At 65.3% G+C, this 16,784-nt stretch carries 17 protein-coding genes and 1 pseudogene; 13 read left to right on the top strand and 5 right to left on the bottom strand.

Annotated features, from left to right (window positions below; translation table 11 throughout):
- Window positions 1-15 precede the first annotated feature (15 nt).
- Window positions 16-987, bottom strand: a complete 972-nt coding sequence (locus SHTP_RS21995; RefSeq protein ID WP_197706255.1) for a tocopherol cyclase family protein — start codon at window positions 985-987, stop codon at window positions 16-18.
- Window positions 988-1,074: 87 nt separating this feature from the next.
- Here SHTP_RS21995 and SHTP_RS21990 point away from each other — a divergent pair, with 87 nt between their 5' ends.
- Entirely contained in the window at window positions 1,075-1,812 is a 738-nt protein-coding gene (locus SHTP_RS21990) for a FadR/GntR family transcriptional regulator (protein WP_012392759.1), read from the top strand.
- Window positions 1,813-1,824: 12 nt separating this feature from the next.
- On the opposite strand, the gene SHTP_RS21985 is transcribed toward SHTP_RS21990, so the two are convergent.
- Window positions 1,825-2,619, bottom strand: a complete 795-nt coding sequence (locus SHTP_RS21985; protein ID WP_096371779.1) for a DUF3109 family protein — start codon at window positions 2,617-2,619, stop codon at window positions 1,825-1,827.
- Between the two features lie 139 nt (window positions 2,620-2,758).
- Here SHTP_RS21985 and SHTP_RS21980 point away from each other — a divergent pair, with 139 nt between their 5' ends.
- The 9 genes from SHTP_RS21980 to SHTP_RS21940 all read left to right on the top strand — a co-directional run bounded on the left by SHTP_RS21980 (window position 2,759) and on the right by SHTP_RS21940 (window position 10,393).
- Entirely contained in the window at window positions 2,759-3,793 is a 1,035-nt protein-coding gene (locus tag SHTP_RS21980) for a Ppx/GppA family phosphatase (RefSeq protein WP_172900581.1), read from the top strand.
- Entirely contained in the window at window positions 3,790-4,854 is a 1,065-nt protein-coding gene (locus SHTP_RS21975; RefSeq protein WP_096371778.1) for an Rv0497 family membrane protein, read from the top strand. The genes SHTP_RS21980 and SHTP_RS21975 overlap by 4 nt, the downstream gene beginning before the upstream one ends.
- Window positions 4,855-4,870: 16 nt before the next feature.
- Window positions 4,871-5,713 (top strand): sugar phosphate isomerase/epimerase family protein, encoded by an 843-nt coding sequence (locus SHTP_RS21970; RefSeq protein WP_096371777.1) that lies wholly within the window; start codon window positions 4,871-4,873, stop codon window positions 5,711-5,713.
- A 1-nt stretch (window position 5,714) separates the two neighbouring features.
- Window positions 5,715-6,560: a thioesterase family protein gene (locus SHTP_RS21965; RefSeq protein ID WP_096371776.1), complete on the top strand. Its 846-nt coding sequence runs from the start codon at window positions 5,715-5,717 to the stop codon at window positions 6,558-6,560.
- Window positions 6,561-6,596: 36 nt separating this feature from the next.
- Window positions 6,597-7,469, top strand: a complete 873-nt coding sequence (gene proC, locus SHTP_RS21960; RefSeq protein ID WP_172900580.1) for a pyrroline-5-carboxylate reductase — start codon at window positions 6,597-6,599, stop codon at window positions 7,467-7,469.
- 141 nt (window positions 7,470-7,610) lie between these two features.
- On the top strand, window positions 7,611-7,868 hold the full coding sequence (locus tag SHTP_RS21955) for a helix-turn-helix domain-containing protein (RefSeq protein WP_011742123.1): 258 nt from the start codon (window positions 7,611-7,613) through the stop codon (window positions 7,866-7,868).
- Window positions 7,869-8,006: 138 nt separating this feature from the next.
- A complete protein-coding gene (locus tag SHTP_RS21950; RefSeq protein ID WP_003402602.1) occupies window positions 8,007-8,108 on the top strand; it encodes a 30S ribosomal protein bS22 in 102 nt (33 codons plus the stop codon).
- Between the two features lie 78 nt (window positions 8,109-8,186).
- Entirely contained in the window at window positions 8,187-9,320 is a 1,134-nt protein-coding gene (locus tag SHTP_RS21945) for an SDR family oxidoreductase (protein WP_012392766.1), read from the top strand.
- Window positions 9,302-10,393 carry a lysophospholipid acyltransferase family protein gene (locus SHTP_RS21940; RefSeq protein ID WP_096371774.1) on the top strand — a complete coding sequence of 364 codons (1,092 nt, stop codon included), beginning with the start codon at window positions 9,302-9,304 and terminating at the stop codon, window positions 10,391-10,393. The genes SHTP_RS21945 and SHTP_RS21940 overlap by 19 nt, the downstream gene beginning before the upstream one ends.
- Window positions 10,394-10,446: 53 nt before the next feature.
- Here SHTP_RS21940 and SHTP_RS21935 read toward each other — a convergent pair.
- The 3 genes and pseudogenes from SHTP_RS21935 to SHTP_RS21925 all read right to left on the bottom strand — a co-directional run bounded on the left by SHTP_RS21935 (window position 10,447) and on the right by SHTP_RS21925 (window position 12,836).
- A pseudogene (locus SHTP_RS21935) lies at window positions 10,447-11,357 on the bottom strand (cyclopropane mycolic acid synthase family methyltransferase).
- 22 nt (window positions 11,358-11,379) lie between these two features.
- The gene (locus tag SHTP_RS21930; protein ID WP_011742127.1) at window positions 11,380-11,880 is read right to left on the bottom strand and encodes an FAS1-like dehydratase domain-containing protein; all 501 of its coding nucleotides are present in this window, start codon (window positions 11,878-11,880) and stop codon (window positions 11,380-11,382) included.
- A gap of 44 nt (window positions 11,881-11,924) precedes the next feature.
- Window positions 11,925-12,836: an HAD family hydrolase gene (locus SHTP_RS21925; RefSeq protein WP_096371773.1), complete on the bottom strand. Its 912-nt coding sequence runs from the start codon at window positions 12,834-12,836 to the stop codon at window positions 11,925-11,927.
- A gap of 325 nt (window positions 12,837-13,161) precedes the next feature.
- Between SHTP_RS21925 and SHTP_RS21920 the strand changes: the two genes are divergently transcribed.
- Genes SHTP_RS21920 through SHTP_RS21910 form a run of 3 tightly spaced genes read left to right on the top strand, consistent with a single transcriptional unit; the run spans window position 13,162 to window position 16,781 of the window.
- The gene (locus SHTP_RS21920) at window positions 13,162-13,626 is read left to right on the top strand and encodes a (2Fe-2S)-binding protein (protein ID WP_020788710.1); all 465 of its coding nucleotides are present in this window, start codon (window positions 13,162-13,164) and stop codon (window positions 13,624-13,626) included.
- A gap of 3 nt (window positions 13,627-13,629) precedes the next feature.
- Window positions 13,630-14,607 carry an FAD binding domain-containing protein gene (locus SHTP_RS21915; protein WP_096371772.1) on the top strand — a complete coding sequence of 326 codons (978 nt, stop codon included), beginning with the start codon at window positions 13,630-13,632 and terminating at the stop codon, window positions 14,605-14,607.
- A complete protein-coding gene (locus SHTP_RS21910; protein WP_096371771.1) occupies window positions 14,604-16,781 on the top strand; it encodes a xanthine dehydrogenase family protein molybdopterin-binding subunit in 2,178 nt (725 codons plus the stop codon). The genes SHTP_RS21915 and SHTP_RS21910 overlap by 4 nt, the downstream gene beginning before the upstream one ends.
- Window positions 16,782-16,784 lie beyond the last annotated feature (3 nt).

The following is a 16,784-nucleotide window of genomic DNA, read 5'->3' as shown; positions in this document are numbered from 1 at the left end:
CATGTTCATCGACGTTCATCGACGTTCATTGACGGCCGGCGCCTTGGCATCGCGGGTATCGCGCAGGCCGACTTCGGCGTGCCCGGTTCCCAACACCGACCAGCTGCGCTCGATGACCCGGTTGCGGCTGATTTCGACGTGGACGTCGGCCCGTTCGGTGTTGGTGCACACCGCTTTCCCCCCATCGGGATCGGTGTATTGCAGGCTCACGCACCTCTCGGCCGGTTGGTCGACCCGGATCAGCACGTCACGGCCATCGATGCGGCCCTCCAGCTGCCAATGTGCAATGCCGAGGGTGGTGCGCATCCGCAGGGACGGCAACGGGCTTGCGGGCCAGTCTTTTCCATCGATGCGGAAGCGGACGAACGCCATCGGTGCGAGCCGGCGCAGTCCCGGCTTGTGCGACACCGCGGTGACGACCTCCAGCACGTCACCGTGACCGAGGTCGGCGTGGATCCACCCCCAGCGTTTGGCGTTGCCGTGCCCGTAGATGTGGGGGACCCCGCCGCGCCAGCCGCCGATCGGGTGGCTGGTATCGCCCACCGTCAGCGAACCGCTGAATTCAGCGGTGGGGGCGAGCACCACCTGGGCGCCCGGCAACAACTCGCGCTCCCATGCGACCCGCGGGAACGTCCACAGCGGCGCGGCGGCGTCCTTCCACGACAAGTCCCAACTCAGTGAACCCGCTCGGCCGGTGAGCGATTCGTGAGCCGCCCGCGCGCCTGCCGCCTCGAACCAGGCGGCTCCCGTCGCCGGCCCGACCGGCGCGGGGCCGAAACGTCCGGTGCGGGGCGGGCCGTCCGGCGGGAACCACGTTGCCCATCCGTGCGCGTAGGGCGCGTCACCGCTGGTGGGTGCCACGGTTTCGTAGTGGACCCATAGTCCGGCCTGGGTTGAGGGATCCGACAGGGTCGCATACCAGACTTCCAGGCGTCCGGGTTTGCCCTGCCAGCGTGGGGCTACCGCCGATCGCATTTCCTCGTCCACCCGCTTCACCTCCGGTGTTGCCATGCGGCGCGACACGCTCTTGGTTGTGGTTGTGCCGTCGGTCCATCCACTATATTGGTTGAGTCAATGAACCAGTCAAGTATTTTGCAGCCGCCGGATCGTCAACGGGTCGACGAGCAGATCGCCACATCGATCGCCGACGCGATCCTCGATGGCGTTTTTCCACCTGGCTCCGCGCTGCCGCCCGAGCGGGAGCTGGCCGAGCAGCTCGGTGTCAACCGGACGTCGCTGCGCCAGGGTTTGGCCAGGTTGCAGCAGATGGGGCTGATCGAGACCCGGCAGGGGAGCGGCAACGTCGTGCGTGACCCGCAGAGCCTTACCCATCCCGCGGTGGTCGAGGCGCTGGTGCGCAAGCTCGGTCCCGACTTCCTGGTCGAAGTGCTTGAAATTCGGGCCGCCCTGGGGCCGCTGATCGGCCGTCTGGCCGCCGAACGGAACAGCTCCGAGGACGCTGAGGCGCTACGCGCTGCGCTGGCGGAGGTGGCCGACGCCGACACTGCGCCGGCGCGCCAGGCCGCCGATCTCGCCTATTTTCGGGTACTCATCCACGGCACCCGCAACCGCGCTTTGGGTTTGCTGTACCGCTGGGTCGAGCAGGCCTTCGGGGGCCGCGAGCACGAGCTGACCGGCGCCTATGAGGACGCGGACCCGGTGATCGCCGATCTGACGGCCATCAACGACGCTGTGCTGGCGGGTGACCCCGAGACGGCCGCCGCGGCGGTTGAGGGATACCTGAACGCGAGCGCATTGCGCATGATCATGTGCTATCGCGCCGCCTATGCCGGCGAGGATCCCGAGCGGTAGCGTCGCGCGCCGCTACTCGGCCGCCCGCGTCGCCGGATGTACGGCGACCAGACCCAGCTGGCTTCGGCGTTTGCACACGGCGGCCAGTTCGGCGTACGCCTTGGCGCCGAGCAATTCGGTGAGCACATCGGCCAGGCTCTCCCACACCTGCTTGCTTCCGACATGGGCGGCCGGATCGCCGGTGCAATACCAGTGCAGGTCGGCGCCACCGGAGCCCCAGCCGCGCCGGTCATATTCGGTGAGCGTGGTTTTGAGGATCTCGGAGCCGTCTGGCCGGGTCACCCATTCCTGGCTGCGCCGGATCGGCAATTGCCAGCACACATCGGGTTTCATGGTCAACGGAGCAACACCGAGTTTGAGGGCTTTGCTGTGCAGCGCACAGCCGGTGCCGCCGGCAAATCCGGGACGGTTCAAGAAGATGCAGGCGTCCTTGTGCTTGCGGGTGCGGTACTGAGGCTGATCGTCGTGCTCATCGAGCTCTAGGTAGCCCTTGCGGCCCAAGCCTTTGTCCCGATATTGCCAATCGTCGTCGGTCAGCTTGTTGACCGCGTCATCCAACCGGGCGCGGTCGTCATCGTCGGACAGGAATGCGCCGTGTGAACAACATCCGTCGTTCGGCCGGCCGGCCACGGTGCCCTGGCAGGCCGGGGTGCCGAAGACACAGCTCCAGTGCGACAGCAACCAGGTCAGGTCGGCCGCGATCAGATGCTCGGGATTGTCGGGATCGTAGAATTCCACCCACTCGCGGGGGAAATCCAGTTCGACCTCTTGTCCCGGCTGCACCGTCTTCAGGCACGAGTTTGCCACGGTTACAACGTTAGTCCACAGTCATGCTTCGCGGCGCTGCTGCGGTTGCGCGCGCGTCGGCGAGCTTGCCGGCCGGTATTGCCGGGCAACTCAGCGGGTCGCACGGCGGGCCGCATTGCCGCACGACTAGGTTGATTTCGTGCGATTGGGCGTGCTCGACGTGGGCAGCAACACGGTCCACCTACTGGTGGTTGATGCTCACCGTGGTGGCCATCCGACCCCGATGAGTTCGACGAAGGCGACTTTGCGGCTGGCCGAGGCCACCGATAGCTCGGGCAACATCACCAAGCGTGGCGCCGACAAGCTGGTGTCCACGATCGACGAGTTCGCCAAGATCGCCGCCAGCTCGGGCTGCGCGGAGCTGATGGCCTTCGCGACATCGGCGGTCCGAGAGGCGGAGAACTCCGATGACGTGTTGTCGCGGGTGCGCAACGAAACCGCTGTCGAATTGCAGGTTCTCAGCGGTGTCGACGAGTCGCGACTGACCTTCCTGGCGGTGCGCCGCTGGTTCGGCTGGAGCGCGGGGCGCATTATCAACCTCGACATCGGCGGCGGCTCTCTGGAGTTGTCCAGCGGCGTGGACGAAGAGCCCGAGGTGGCGCTGTCGCTCCCGCTAGGCGCGGGACGGTTGACGCGGGAATGGCTGCCCGACGATCCGCCCGGCCGGCGCCGGGTGGCGATGCTTCGGGATTGGCTGGATGCTGAGTTACCCGATGCCAGCGTGACGATGTTGGACGCGGGCATCCCGGACCTCGCGGTGGCTACGTCCAAGACATTTCGCTCGCTGGCCCGACTCACCGGCGCGGCGCCGTCGGCCGCCGGACCACGGGTGAAGAGGACCCTGACGGCCAATGGCCTCAGACAACTCATATCTTTCATCTCTAGGATGACGACCGCTGACCGTGCAGAACTGGAAGGAGTCAGCGCCGAGCGGGCGCCGCAAATCGTGGCGGGGGCTCTGGTGGCGGAGGCAAGCATGCGTGCGCTCTCGATAGAAGCGTTGGATATCTGCCCGTGGGCGCTCCGAGAAGGTGTTATTTTGCGCCGACTCGACAGTGAGGGCGACGGGACCGCCTTCATGGAAACTTCGCCGGTGTTGACTTCGGTGCGCGATGCTAGAGGTCAGGCAGTAGATCGGAACGCTGCAGGCCGATCGAGAGGCAACAAACCATGACTGGACCACACTCCGAGACGGAGGACACCAAGCAGATCTCGGTGGCCGAACTACTGGCCCGCAATGGCAACGTCGGTGCCCCGGCGGTGACCCGGCGGCGCCGCCGCCGCCGCGGCGACACCGACTCGATTACGGTCGCCGAGCTCACTGGTGAAATTCCGATCATCCGTGACGATCATCACGATGAGCGAAGCGCGCCCAGTGCGCCCGCCGAAACCACCGAGACTGTCGCGCCGACAAGCCAAGCCAAGCCCGGCAACGGCCGAGTCGAGGTCGACGAGCCTGCACCCGCATCGCGCGTGCAGCCCGAATCGGTCGTGGCACCGGCCGAAGCCGCCGAGCCCCCGCAGGCCGCCGAGGAACCGGCGGCCGGGCAGGCCGGCAGGGCGGCGTATTGGTCGGAGCCCGAGCCGCGCTGGCCGAAATCGGAGTCGATCACCCGGACCAAAGCGGGTCCTGAGCGCAGTGAGTACCCCAGACCCCTGCGCCACACCGGGGATAGCGATGCCGCGGGGCAAGGGCCCGGGGCTGAGGACATGAGCCCCGACCCGGTGGGCCACTACGGCGATACATCGGTGGATGTCTCCGACTCCGAAGCGGAATCCGAGGTCGAGGATTCCGCCTACGTGCGTTCTTTTCTGCAGGCGTCGGAGGGGATCTCCGATCAGGCCCTCTATGGCGGGCAGTCCCTGGCCGACGAGGTGGCGCGGCGGCGCGGGGAATCGTCCCTGTCGACGTTCGACGAGGAAGAGGCCGAAGCCGACGAGGAACAGGGTGCGCGCCCGTTGTCGGGCAAGCTCGCGGCCCTGTGGCGCGGCACGCTGGTGGTGCTGCAGTCGATCTTGGCCGTGGTCTTCGGTGCGGGTCTGTTCATCGCGTTTGACCAGCTGTGGCGATGGAACAGCATCGTCGCTCTGGTGCTCTCGGTGCTGGTTATCCTCGGTCTGGTGGTCGGGGTTCGGGTGGTTCGCAAGACGGAGGACATCGGAAGCACATTGATAGCGGTTGCCGTGGGTGCGTTGATCACCCTGGGGCCGTTGGCCTTGCTGCAATCGGGCTAGGCGGCCCCCACTCACAGTGCGCCCAGCAATCAAAGTCGGTCTGTCGACGGCCTCGGTGTACCCCTTGCGGGCCGAGGCCGCGTTCGAGTATGCCGCCAGGCTCGGCTACGACGGCGTGGAGCTGATGGTCTGGAGCGAGTCGATCAGCCAGGACATCGATGCCGTCCGAAAGCTGTCCCGGCGCTACCGCGTGCCGGTGCTGTCCGTGCACGCCCCGTGTCTGCTGATTTCGCAGCGGGTGTGGGGGGCCAACCCGATCTTGAAGCTGGACCGCAGCGTTCGGGCTGCCGAAGAGCTGGGCGCGCAGACCGTCGTTGTGCATCCGCCCTTCCGCTGGCAACGGCGCTACGCCGAGGGATTCAGCGACCAGGTTGCGGCCCTGGAAGCGTCCAGCGACGTGGTGGTGGCCGTCGAGAACATGTTTCCGTTCCGGGCGGACCGGTTCTTCGGGGCCGGCCAGTCACGAGAACGCATGCGCAAGCGCGGTGGTGGCCCAGGTGCGGCGATTTCGGCTTTCGCGCCGTCCTATGACCCGCTGGACGGCGATCACGCGCATTACACACTGGACCTTTCGCACACCTCGACAGCCGGAACCGACGCGCTGAGCATGGCCCGGCGGATGGGCACGGGTCTGATGCATCTGCACCTGTGCGACGGCAGCGGGCTGCCCGCCGACGAACACCTGGTTCCCGGCCGCGGAACGGAGCCCACCGCCGAGGTATGCCAGATGCTGGCCGGTAGGGGCTTCGCCGGGCAGGTGGTCTTGGAGGTATCCACCTCCTCAGCCCGTTCGGCGGCGGAGCGCGAAGCGATGCTGTCGGAGTCCTTGCAGTTTGCCCGTACCCACCTGATGCGGTGATATGAACGCGTTATTCACGACGGCGATGGCGTTGCGCGAGGTCGAAGCACCCGCGGGCGGGCAATGCCGGATATTCGACGGTGAGCTCGACGAGAACTGGACCATCGGTCCCAAGGTGCATGGCGGCGTGATGCTGGCCCTGTGCGCCAAGGCGGCGCGCGCCGACCATGGCGGTGACGCACTGCAACCGGTCGCGGTGTCGACCAACTTCCTGTGGGCCCCCGATCCGGGGCCGATGCGACTGGTGACATCGATCCGCAAGCGTGGCCGCCGGATCAGCGTGGTCGACGTGGAGCTCATGCAGGGCGAGCGCACCGCGGTGCACGCCGTCGTCACGCTGGGTGAACCCGAGCATTACGAGTCCGGCCCGGCGGCACCGCTGCTATCGGCCAACCCGGTGCTGGAAATGATGGCCCCCGAACCGCCCGACGATGTCACACCGATCGGCCCCGGTCATGCGCTGGCCGGTCTGGCCCACCTGGGTGCGGGCTGCGATGTGCGGACCCTGGCGTCGACGCTGCAGACCCCGGCGAGCGGGTGGGGCGGACGGGCGCCGACCTTTCAGATGTGGGCCCGGCCGCGTGGCGTCGCCCCGGACGCGCTGTTCGCCCTCATGTGCGGCGATCTGTCGGTCCCGGTCACCTTTGCCGTCGGACGCACCGGTTGGGCGCCCACCGTCCAGCTGACCGCCATCCTGCGCGCCCTGCCCACCGATGGGTGGCTACGGATCGTCGCCACCTGCGTTGAGATCGGGCAGGGCTGGTTCGACGAGGACCACATCGTCGTCGATCAGGCGGGCCGCATCGTGGTGCAGACGCGCCAGCTGGCGATGGTGCCCGCCCGGTAGCGGCGCCACTGCGGACCGTCTGCGATGCTGTCGGGCATGCCAAGAATCGCGATCATCGGCGGCGGCAGCATCGGTGAAGCATTGTTGTCCGGACTGTTGCGGGCCGGGCGGCAAGTCAAAGATCTGGTGGTGGCTGAGCGGGTACCGGAGCGCGCCAAATACCTGGCCAGTACCTATTCGGTATTGGTGACGTCGGCCAAGGATGCGGCGGAGAGCGCCTCGCTGGTTGTCGTCGCGGTCAAGCCCGGCGACGTCGACTCGGTGATGGGCGACCTGAGCGCGGTGGTTGCCGCGGCCGAACGCTACAGCGGCGAGCAGGTGTTCGTCACCGTCGCGGCAGGGGTCACCACCTCATATTTCGAATCCAAGTTGCCCGCGGGCACCCCGGTGGTTCGAGCGATGCCCAACGCGGCCGCACTGGTGAGTGCGGGGGTTACCGCGCTGGCCAAGGGCCGCTTCGTCACGCCCGAACAGCTCGAGGAAGTCTCAGCCCTGTTCGATTCGGTCGGCGTCGTGCTCACCGTTCCCGAGCAGCAACTCGACGCTGTGACCGCGTTGTCGGGGTCCGGGCCGGCGTATTTCCTGCTGATGGTCGAGGCATTGGTGGACGCGGGTGTGGCGGCGGGCTTGAGTCGTCAGGTGGCAACCGACCTGACGGCCCAGACGATGGCCGGTTCGGCGGCGATGCTGCTGGAGCGGATGGATCAAGACCGACGCGGCGCTGCCGAGCCGTTGGGTTTGCGGGTGGACACCTCGCCGGCGCAGCTGCGGGCGTCGGTCACCTCACCCGGCGGGACCACCGCCGCTGCGCTGCGCGAACTCGAGCGCGAAGGGTTCCGGGGGGCGGTCGATGCCGCCGTGCAGGCCGCCAAAAGCCGCTCTGAGCAGCTAAGAATTACATCGGAATAATTCAAAAAATTTGAACTGATTGTCCCCCACCAGTACCAGTAACCCCACTAGTCCCGCTATTCTCCTCTTTGTATGCACGCGTGGGTGCCAGCGGAGGGGAAGCCGCTGGGATTGCGTGTGCCTGACACGATTGGGTTAGCGATGACGTCTACGAACGGGCCATCGGCGCGCGATTCTGCTGGTAAGTCGGTACGTGATAGCGGTTCAGGCGAAGGCCAGCAGGCCGGCAGCCAGTTCCTCACGGTGGCCGAGGTGGCTTCGCTCATGCGGGTGTCCAAAATGACCGTCTACCGGCTTGTGCACAACGGAGAGTTGCCAGCGGTTCGGGTCGGGCGGTCATTTCGGGTGCACGCCAAGGCAGTCCACGACATGCTGCAGACCTCGTATTTCGCCGGTTAGCCGAATACCGGCCGCACGCCGCCAGGCTTGGCTTCGGTTGGTTAGGTGGCGCCGGTTTGGTGTTGGGTACGGCGGGCTGGGTAAGGTGTCCGGGTCATTTGTTGAAGCAAGCCGGTCACAGGTCAGATAGCGGAGTTCATGGGTTCAGTAATCAAGAAGCGGCGCAAGCGCATGTCCAAGAAGAAGCACCGCAAGCTGCTGCGCCGCACCCGGGTGCAGCGCAGAAAACTTGGCAAGTAGGCCTCGACTGGCTCGGGTTGGCGGCTGCCGTCACCAGGCTGTAACGCCTATGCCTCTAGCCGCAGCTAGGCTGTCGGGGTGAATTCGTCGAACGGTCAAGGGGGCGGCGCCGGAGGAATCGGTGGCGGCGGTGACAGCGTCCACCATCCCAAGGTGGTGCTGGTTACCGGCGCCTGCCGATTTCTCGGCGGCTACTTGACCGCGCGACTCGCACAAAACCCGTTGATCAGTTCGGTCATCGCGGTGGATGCGATCGCGCCGAGCAAGGACATGCTGCGGCGCATGGGCCGAGCCGAGTTCGTGCGCGCCGACATCCGTAATCCCTTCATCGCGAAGGTGATTCGCAACGGCGATGTCGACACGGTGGTGCACGCCGCGGCGGCGTCCTACGCTCCGCGCTCCGGTGGTAGCGCCGCGCTGAAGGAACTCAACGTGATGGGCGCCATGCAGCTGTTCGCGGCGTGCCAGAAGGCGCCGTCGGTGCGTCGGGTTGTGCTCAAGTCGACTTCCGAGGTGTACGGGTCCAGCCCGCACGATCCGGTGGTATTCACCGAGGACAGCAGCAGCCGTCGTCCATTTCGCGAGGGCTTTGCCAAGGACAGCCTCGACATCGAGGGTTATGCGCGCGGCCTGGGCCGGCGTCGCCCCGATATCGCAGTGACGATCCTGCGGTTGGCCAACATGATCGGCCCGGCGATGGACACCACCCTGTCGCGGTATCTGGCCGGGCCAGGGGTGCCCACCATGTTTGGCCGCGACGCGAGGTTGCAGCTGCTGCACGAGCAGGATGCCCTGGGTGCGTTGGAACGCGCGGCTCTTTCGGGCAAGGGCGGCACCTACAACATCGGTGCCGACGGCATCATCATGCTGTCCCAGGCTATCCGTCGGGCCGGCCGAATTCCGCTGCCGGTTCCGGGCTTTGGGGTGTGGGCTCTCGATTCGCTGAGACGAGCTAATCGTTATACCGAGATCAACCGCGAGCAGTTCGCGTACTTGAGTTATGGCCGCGTGATGGACACCACCAGGATGCGTTCCGAACTCGGCTACCAGCCCAAGTGGTCGACGGCGGAGGCCTTTGACGACTACGTTCGCGGCCGCGGCTTGACTCCCATAATCGACCCGCATCGGGTACGCTCCTGGGAGGGTCGCGCCATAGCGGTAGCGCAGCGCTGGGGTAGCCGAAATCCAATTCCATGGGGTGGGGTCAGGTAGATATCGTGGCGGGTAATACCAGAGCGAATGTCATTCCCCTGCACGCCAATCGGGGTCGTGTGGCGGCGCGTCGTCGCGCCGATCAACGGGCAGACGCGTTTCGTCAACATCCCTCATTGCTGTCCGATCTGCTCGGCCGCGCATCGGCCGAGCAGATCGCCGCTGTCGTCCGCGAAATCGATGAACACCGGCGTGTCGCGGGTGGGAGTTCAACTGCCGAACCGCCGCTGAACGAGCTTGCGCAGCGCGTTGCCGCGGTCGCGGGTTTTCTCCGTCAGCGACTGATCGGTGACTACAGTGTTGATGAGTTCGGGTTCGATCCGCACTTCAACGATGCGATCGTTCGGCCTTTGCTGAGGTTCTTTTTCAAGTCTTGGTTCCGGGTTGAAGTCAGCGGCGTGGAGAACATCCCCAGCGAAGGCGCCGCACTGTTGGTGGCCAACCACGCAGGGGTGCTGCCGTTCGACGGGTTGATGCTGTCGGTGGCGGTGCACGATGAGCATCCGGCGCAGCGGGATCTGCGGTTGCTGGCCGCCGACATGGTGTTCGATCTGCCGGTGGTCGGCGAAGCCGCCCGTAAAGCGGGGCACACGATGGCCTGCACGACCGACGCGCACCGCCTGCTGGCCTCCGGCGAACTGACTGCCGTTTTTCCCGAGGGTTACAAGGGACTGGGCAAGCATTTCTCTGATCGCTACCGGTTGCAGAGGTTCGGCCGCGGCGGCTTCGTATCGGCAGCGTTGCGAACCAAGGCGCCGATTGTTCCGTGTTCGATCATCGGCTCCGAAGAGATCTACCCGATGCTCACCGACGTCAAGTTGCTGGCGCGGCTGTTCGGCTTGCCGTACTTCCCGGTCACCCCGTTGTTCCCGTTGGCGGGTCCGGCCGGGCTGGTGCCGCTGCCGTCGAAGTGGCGCATCGCATTCGGCGAACCGATCTACACCGCCGACTACGGGTCCGGTGACGCCGAGGATCCGATGGTCACCTTCGAGTTGAGCGACCAGGTCCGTGAGACGATCCAGCAAACGTTGTACCGGTTGCTGGCCGGGCGGCGCAACGTCTTCTTCGGCTGACCTCGCGCGGCCACGTCACCGATGCTGCACCGCTACCTTGGTGGGCGGTCCAGCTACTTGACCATCGTGAACTGGCAAACGTCGGTGTAGTGGTCGCGGAACAGGTCCGAGCAACCCGTCAGGTAGTGCATATAGATGTCGTAGACCTCTTGGCCCTGCAGTTCAATGGCCTTTTCCTGGTTGGCCTGCAGCGCCTGAGCCCAAGAGTTCAGTGTCGGAACGTAATTCGACCCAATCCGGTGATACCGCTCAACCTTGAAACCCGCCCTCGACGAATACTCATCGATCTGCGGAATCAGGGGTAGCCGCCCGCCGGGGAAGATCTCGGTCAGGATGAACTTGATGAAGCGCATCAGGCTCATCGGCGCCGTCAAACCAAGTTCCTTGGCTTCCTTGGCGTCGGGCACGATGATCGTGTGCAGCAGCATCCTGCCGTCATCGGGCAGCACGTTGTAGCACATCTTAAAGAAGCGGTCATACCGCTCCCAGCTAGCGTCACCGGCGCCGTCGGCAAAGTGTTCGAAGGCGCCCAGCGACACGATGCGGTCGACCGGTTCTTCGAATTGTTCCCAGCTCTGCAGCCGCACCTCTTTGTGCCGAGGGCTGTCCATGTCAGCGAACTTGCGCTCGTCGTGGACAAGTTGATTCTCACTGAGCGTCAAGCCGATGACGTTGAGTCGTACTCCTCGATCGCGTGGCGCCTGGTCGAGCCCCAGCCACAGCCGATGTCGAGCAGCGTCATGCCGGGCTCGAGGTTGAGCTTGTCCAGTGAAACTTTGCGCTTGGCGTACTGAGCCTGTTCCAGCGTCATGTCGGGACGCTCGAAGTAGGCACAGCTGTAGGTCATCGATGGATCGAGGAAAAGCTTGAAGAAATCGTTTGAGCGGTCGTAGTGCGATTGGACCGCCTCGACAGGTGGCGAGAGCTGGTCCGGAAGAGAAGGTTGGTCGCCCCTTTTCCCCATCAACCGGACCCTACTGGCCCTCCTAGATGGATGCAATCGCCGCCACAGCGGCATCCGCTTCGGCCTCGTGATGGGCCGCCTCGCCCAACATCGTGACCACACTCGTCACCACCGGCTTGCCCTCGTCGTCGGTGACCTCGCTGCGGATTTCGGCTATCACCGTCCCGTGAGACTCCAGGACAGAGTCGAGATAGGTGTGGAAGTACAGCTTGTCGCCGGTCACGATGGGCCGGTAGAAGCGGAACTTCTGGTCCCGATGGAAGACCCGGGCGATGTTGATCGGAATATTGAATTTATTGAAGATCTCCAGCTGCACCCGACGCCCTGCAATTGCCAGGAAGGTCAACGGGGCGACCAGCTCGGGGTAACCCAACTCGGTTGCGGCGGCCTCATCGGAGTGCGATGGGTGCTCGTCTTGGATCGCGGTTGCGAATTCCCGGATTTTCTCGCGGCCGACCACGAAGTAGTCCGGTGCCTGGTAGTGCTTGCCGATGAGTCCTGCGGCTTCTGGGGGGACTGTCATGCCCTTTGCTCTCTGCTCGAATATATGCTCAGCGGCGCAGTTTATCAGCGTGATTGCCGTCGAGACGCCAGTGCTGCCAACGCGCCGCCCGCCGCGCCCAGAGCAAGGGCCGAGGGCACCCCGATCCGGGCGGCTTTACGAGCGGTGCGGAAGTCCCGGATTTCCCATCCTCGTTCGCGGGCCAGGCTACGTAACCGGGCGTCGGGGTTGATGGCGACTGCGGTGCCCACCAGCGACAGCATTGGCACGTCGTTGTAGCTATCCGAATATGCGGTGCAGCGTTTGAGGTTCAGACCCTCCCGGATCGCCAGCGAGCGCACCGCATGAGCCTTGCCGGTGCCGTGCAGGATCTCACCGACCAGCCGTCCGGTGAACACCCCGTCGACGGACTCCGCAACGGTGCCCAGGGCACCGGTCAGCTCCAGCCGGCGGGCGATGGTCGCGGCGAGCTCGTAGGGCGTGGCCGTGATCAGCCACACCTGCTGGCCGGCATCAAGATGCATCTCCGCGAGCTCGCGGGTGCCAGGCCAGATCTTGTCCGCGATGATCTCGTCATAGATCTCCTCGCCGAGGTTCAGCAGTTCGTCGACCGAGCGGCCTTCTATGAAGGCGAGTGCTTTGCGGCGGCCGGCGGCGACGTCTTCGCTGTTTTCGGTGCCGAGCAGCTGGAACTTGGCCTGGGCATAGACGAAGCCCAGCACGTCGCGGTAGGTGAAGTAGTGGCGGGCGGCCAGGCCCCGGCCGAAGTGCACCGCGGACGAGCCTTGCACCAGGGTGTTGTCCACGTCGAAGAATGCGGCGGCGGTCAGATCGATCGGTGGCTGCGGGTCAGCGGCCGAGCCTTCTGTGGGGACCGTCATATCCGCTAGCGCTCGGGTGGCGCTGGCATTCTCGGCCAGCGACTCCAGGTCAAAATGACCGCCGCCGCTCGAGCTGCCCAGGTCAGAGGAAGCCATCAGAAACCTCCCGGAATCGCGGTACCGGCCGATGACTTGCTGCGGCCGATCTCAACCCTATCCGGCAACGGTTGGCAACCGTCCGAGCTACCTGGGGGACAGCTAACGCTGCCCGGTAAACAGTGCGGCGGATGGCCGAGATTTCGATCTGGCGATGCGCACCGATCTACCCGTTCTAGAGTAAATCCGTGGATGACGGACTCGGGTTACGAGTCAACCGCCGGACGTTCGTGGGTACCTCCGTTGCGGTGGGGGCGCCGTCGCGGCTGTCACTGCCATCCCCGGATCCGAACGCGTCCACCAGGGCGATGGCCACACCGTTGTGGTGCGCCTTCAGATCAATGGTGAGCATCGGGAGATCGCCGTCGATAACCGCACCAGCTTGCTGGACATGCTGCGGGAGCGAGCGGGGCTGCCGGGAACGAAGAAGGGCTGCGATCAGGGCGCGTGCGGGTCGTGCACGGTGCTGGTTGACGGTCGCCGCATCAACTCCTGCCTGGCTCTGGCGGTCATGCACGACGGCGCACAGATCACCACGATCGAGGGGCTAACAGGTTCGGCCGGCCCGGACGGCCGGCTGCATCCGCTGCAGCAGGCCTTCATCGATGAGGACGCGTTGCAGTGCGGGTACTGCACCCCAGGTCAGATCATGTCCGGCGTCGCGTGTATCGCCGAAGGTCACGCGGGTTCACCCGCGGAAATACGCGAGTGGATGAGTGGCAATCTCTGTCGTTGCGGTGCCTACCCGAACATCGTCAAAGCTGTCGCATCGGTGGCTCGAGACGACTAATCCGTGTTTCCGTTTCGCTACAGCAAGGCCTCCGACGAGCAGTCCGCGTTGCGGGCAGCCGCGGCCGGTGGCCGCTACATAGCCGGCGGTACCACTCTGGTCGACCTGATGCGTGAGACGGTCGAACGTCCCGATTCGTTGGTGGATATCAATGCGCTGCCCTACCAGTCGATCGACGTGCAGCCCGGAGTGATCCGTGTTGGATCCCTGGTGCGAATGTCGGATCTGGCGGCTCATCCCGTTGTCCGGCAACAAGTTCCGATGGTTAGCCAAGCCTTGGAGCTCAGCGCTTCGGCGCAGTTGCGCAATATGGCATCGATCGACGGCAATCTGTTGCAGCGCCCGAGGTGTCTGTATTTCCGCGACGTCTCGGCCGCATGTAACCGACGTGGTCCCGATGCCGGCTGTGCGGCAATCGAGGGCCGCAACCGAACGCACGCAATCTTCGGCGCCAGCCAACACTGTTGCGCAACCCATCCCTCCGACCTTGCGGTGGCATTGGTGGCACTAGACGCCGTTGTGCTGACTCGCCAGATCGCTGGACATCGGAGGTTTGGGCTCGCGGAGTTATATCGCCATCCGGGTGACTCTCCGCACTGGGAACACAACCTGCACCCGGGTGAGCTGCTGGTTGCCATCGAGATTCCGGTCGGGCCCCAGCTGCACCGGTCCGGATATCTCAAGGTGCGCGACCGTGAGTCGTACCAGTTCGCGCTGGTGTCCGCAGCCGTGGCACTCGACATCGCCGCCGGCACCATACGCACCGCGCGGGTGGCCGCCGGCGGGGTGGGCACCGTGCCGTGGCGCCTGCCGGCGGTCGAAGCCGCGCTTCGGGGCCGCCCACCGGATGCGGATCTGTTCCGCCGCGCCGCCACGCTCTCGGCCATTGGGGCAAAACCCTTGAGCGAGAACCGCTTCAAGGTAGAGCTGCTCAAGCGCGTCGTCGAAAAGCAGCTGACGGTCGTGGCGGCAATGCCATGACCCACGCCTTCTCCGCCGCCGGAGGCATCAGTGGCCAGCCGATCAACCGGGTGGACGGCCCGCTGAAGGTGACGGGAAAAGCCCGCTACGCGGCCGACCACCCGATTCCCGGGTTGGTGTATGCGGCGTTGGTCTGCAGCACGGTGGCGCGCGGTGCCGTCGACCACATCGCCACCGGAGCCGCCATGCGCCAGCCTGGCGTGCTTGCGGTGCTCACCGATTTCACCGGGGTGCGTCTGCCCTTCGGCACCGGCCAGGTCTTCTTCTTTGGACAGCCGATCGCCGTGGTGGTCGCCACCACGCATGAGGCTGCGGCGCACGCGGTATCGCTGGTCGACGTCAGCTACTCAACGTGGCCGCAGCTAACCGATATCGATGCGCCGCAGGTAGTCGGCTATCCCGGCCGACTCATCGCCGACTACGTTCGCGGCACCCCCGATCAGGTGATGATCCGCGCTGCGGGGATCAGGGAGCTCAATTTCAGCATCGCCCGCAACAACCACAACGCGGTGGAATTGCCCGCCACCATCGCCAAATGGGATGGCGACCGGCTCACACTCTGGGACAAGGTCCAACACATCAACGGAGCGCGGCGGTCCTATGCCCGGGCATTCGGGATGTCCGAAGAGCGGGTGCGGCTGATCTCGCCATTTGTTGGTGGCGCGTTCGGTAGCGCCGGCCGCATGTGGCCGCATCAACTGCTGACCGTGTTCGCCGCGCGCCGAATGCAGCTGCCGGTCAAGCTGGTGCTGACGCGAAAACAGATGTACAGCTCGGTCGGTTTCCGGCCGACCAGCCGCCAACGCATGGCGATTGGCGCAGACCCCTCCGGGCGCCTGATCGCGATGATCCACGAAGGGCGCACGGAAACCGCGCAGTACGGCATCTATGAAGACGGCATCGTGCGCAGCCCGCAGCTGATGTACCAGGTCCCCAACATGAGTTCGACATACCGCGTGGTGCCACTCGATATCAACCTGCCGTGGTTCATGCGGGGACCCGGTGCGGTCACCGGAACGTTTGCGCTCGAGTCCACCATGGACGATCTCGTGCACCGCCTGGGCATCGACCCCATCGAGTTGTGCTTGCGCAACGAACCTCGAATCGACCAGATCAACGGCTTGCCCTTTTCCACCAGGCGGCTGGTCGATTGCATCAAGCAGGGCTCCACCGACTTCGGATGGCACCGCCGAAACAGCATCCCCGGAGCCAACTGCGACGGCGATTCCTTTGTCGGTATCGGGATGGCGACCGCGGCGTACTTCACCTATCGCAGTAAGTGCGCGGCCATCGCAAGGATCTCCGCGGACGGCACTGCCGAGGTGTGCAGCGCCGCCAGCGACATGGGACCGGGGACCTACACCTCGATGACCCAGATTGCCGCGGATGCGCTCGGCCTGCCGTTGCAGCGGGTGCGATTCTCACTGGGCGACAGCCGCTTCCCGCCGGCGCCGGCGCACTCGGCCTCGCGGACTACGGCAAGCGTGGGCTCGGCTGTGTTCACTGTCGCAAATATGCTGCGCGACAAGTTCATTCGTGCGGCGGTGACTGACCCGCAATCGCCGCTGGCGGGCCTGCGCCCGGAAGACGTGATGGTAACCAACGGCCACATGTTTTCCACGGTCGCCACGGACGGGCCGGCGCGGGGCGAGTCGTATCAGGATCTGCTGCGCAGGCGTGGCTGGCGAGCCCTGGAATCCGAACACACCTGGACACCCGATGATGCCGGCAAGCGGTACTCCACCTACGCCTACGGAGCCGTATTCGCCGAAGTCGCCATCGACGCATTGCTGCCCACGGTGCGGATCCGCCGCATCTATGCCTGCTACGACGCGGGCCGGGTGATCAATCCCAAACTCGCGCACAGCCAGGCAATCGGAGGCATGATCGGCGGAATAGGGATGGCTCTGTTGGAAGGGACCGAGTTGGATTACCGAGACGGTCGCGTCGTCAACGCGAACATCTCGGATTACCTGGTCCCGATCAACGCCGACGTTCCCGCGCTGGACGCAAGTTTTCTGCCCGCACAGGACACCATCGCCGACCCGATCGGTGTGAAGAGACTCGGCGAGTTGGTGATCATTGCGGTGCCCGCGGCGATCGCCAACGCGGTATTCAATGCCACCGGAAAACGGGTCACCGACTTGCCAATCAGGGTCGAGCAGCTGCTCTGATCC

It is taken from the genome of Mycobacterium ulcerans subsp. shinshuense, from assembly GCF_002355775.1.
GTDB classification, from domain to species: Bacteria; Actinomycetota; Actinomycetes; order Mycobacteriales; family Mycobacteriaceae; genus Mycobacterium; species Mycobacterium marinum.
This window is presented reverse-complemented; position numbering and strand designations above follow the sequence as displayed.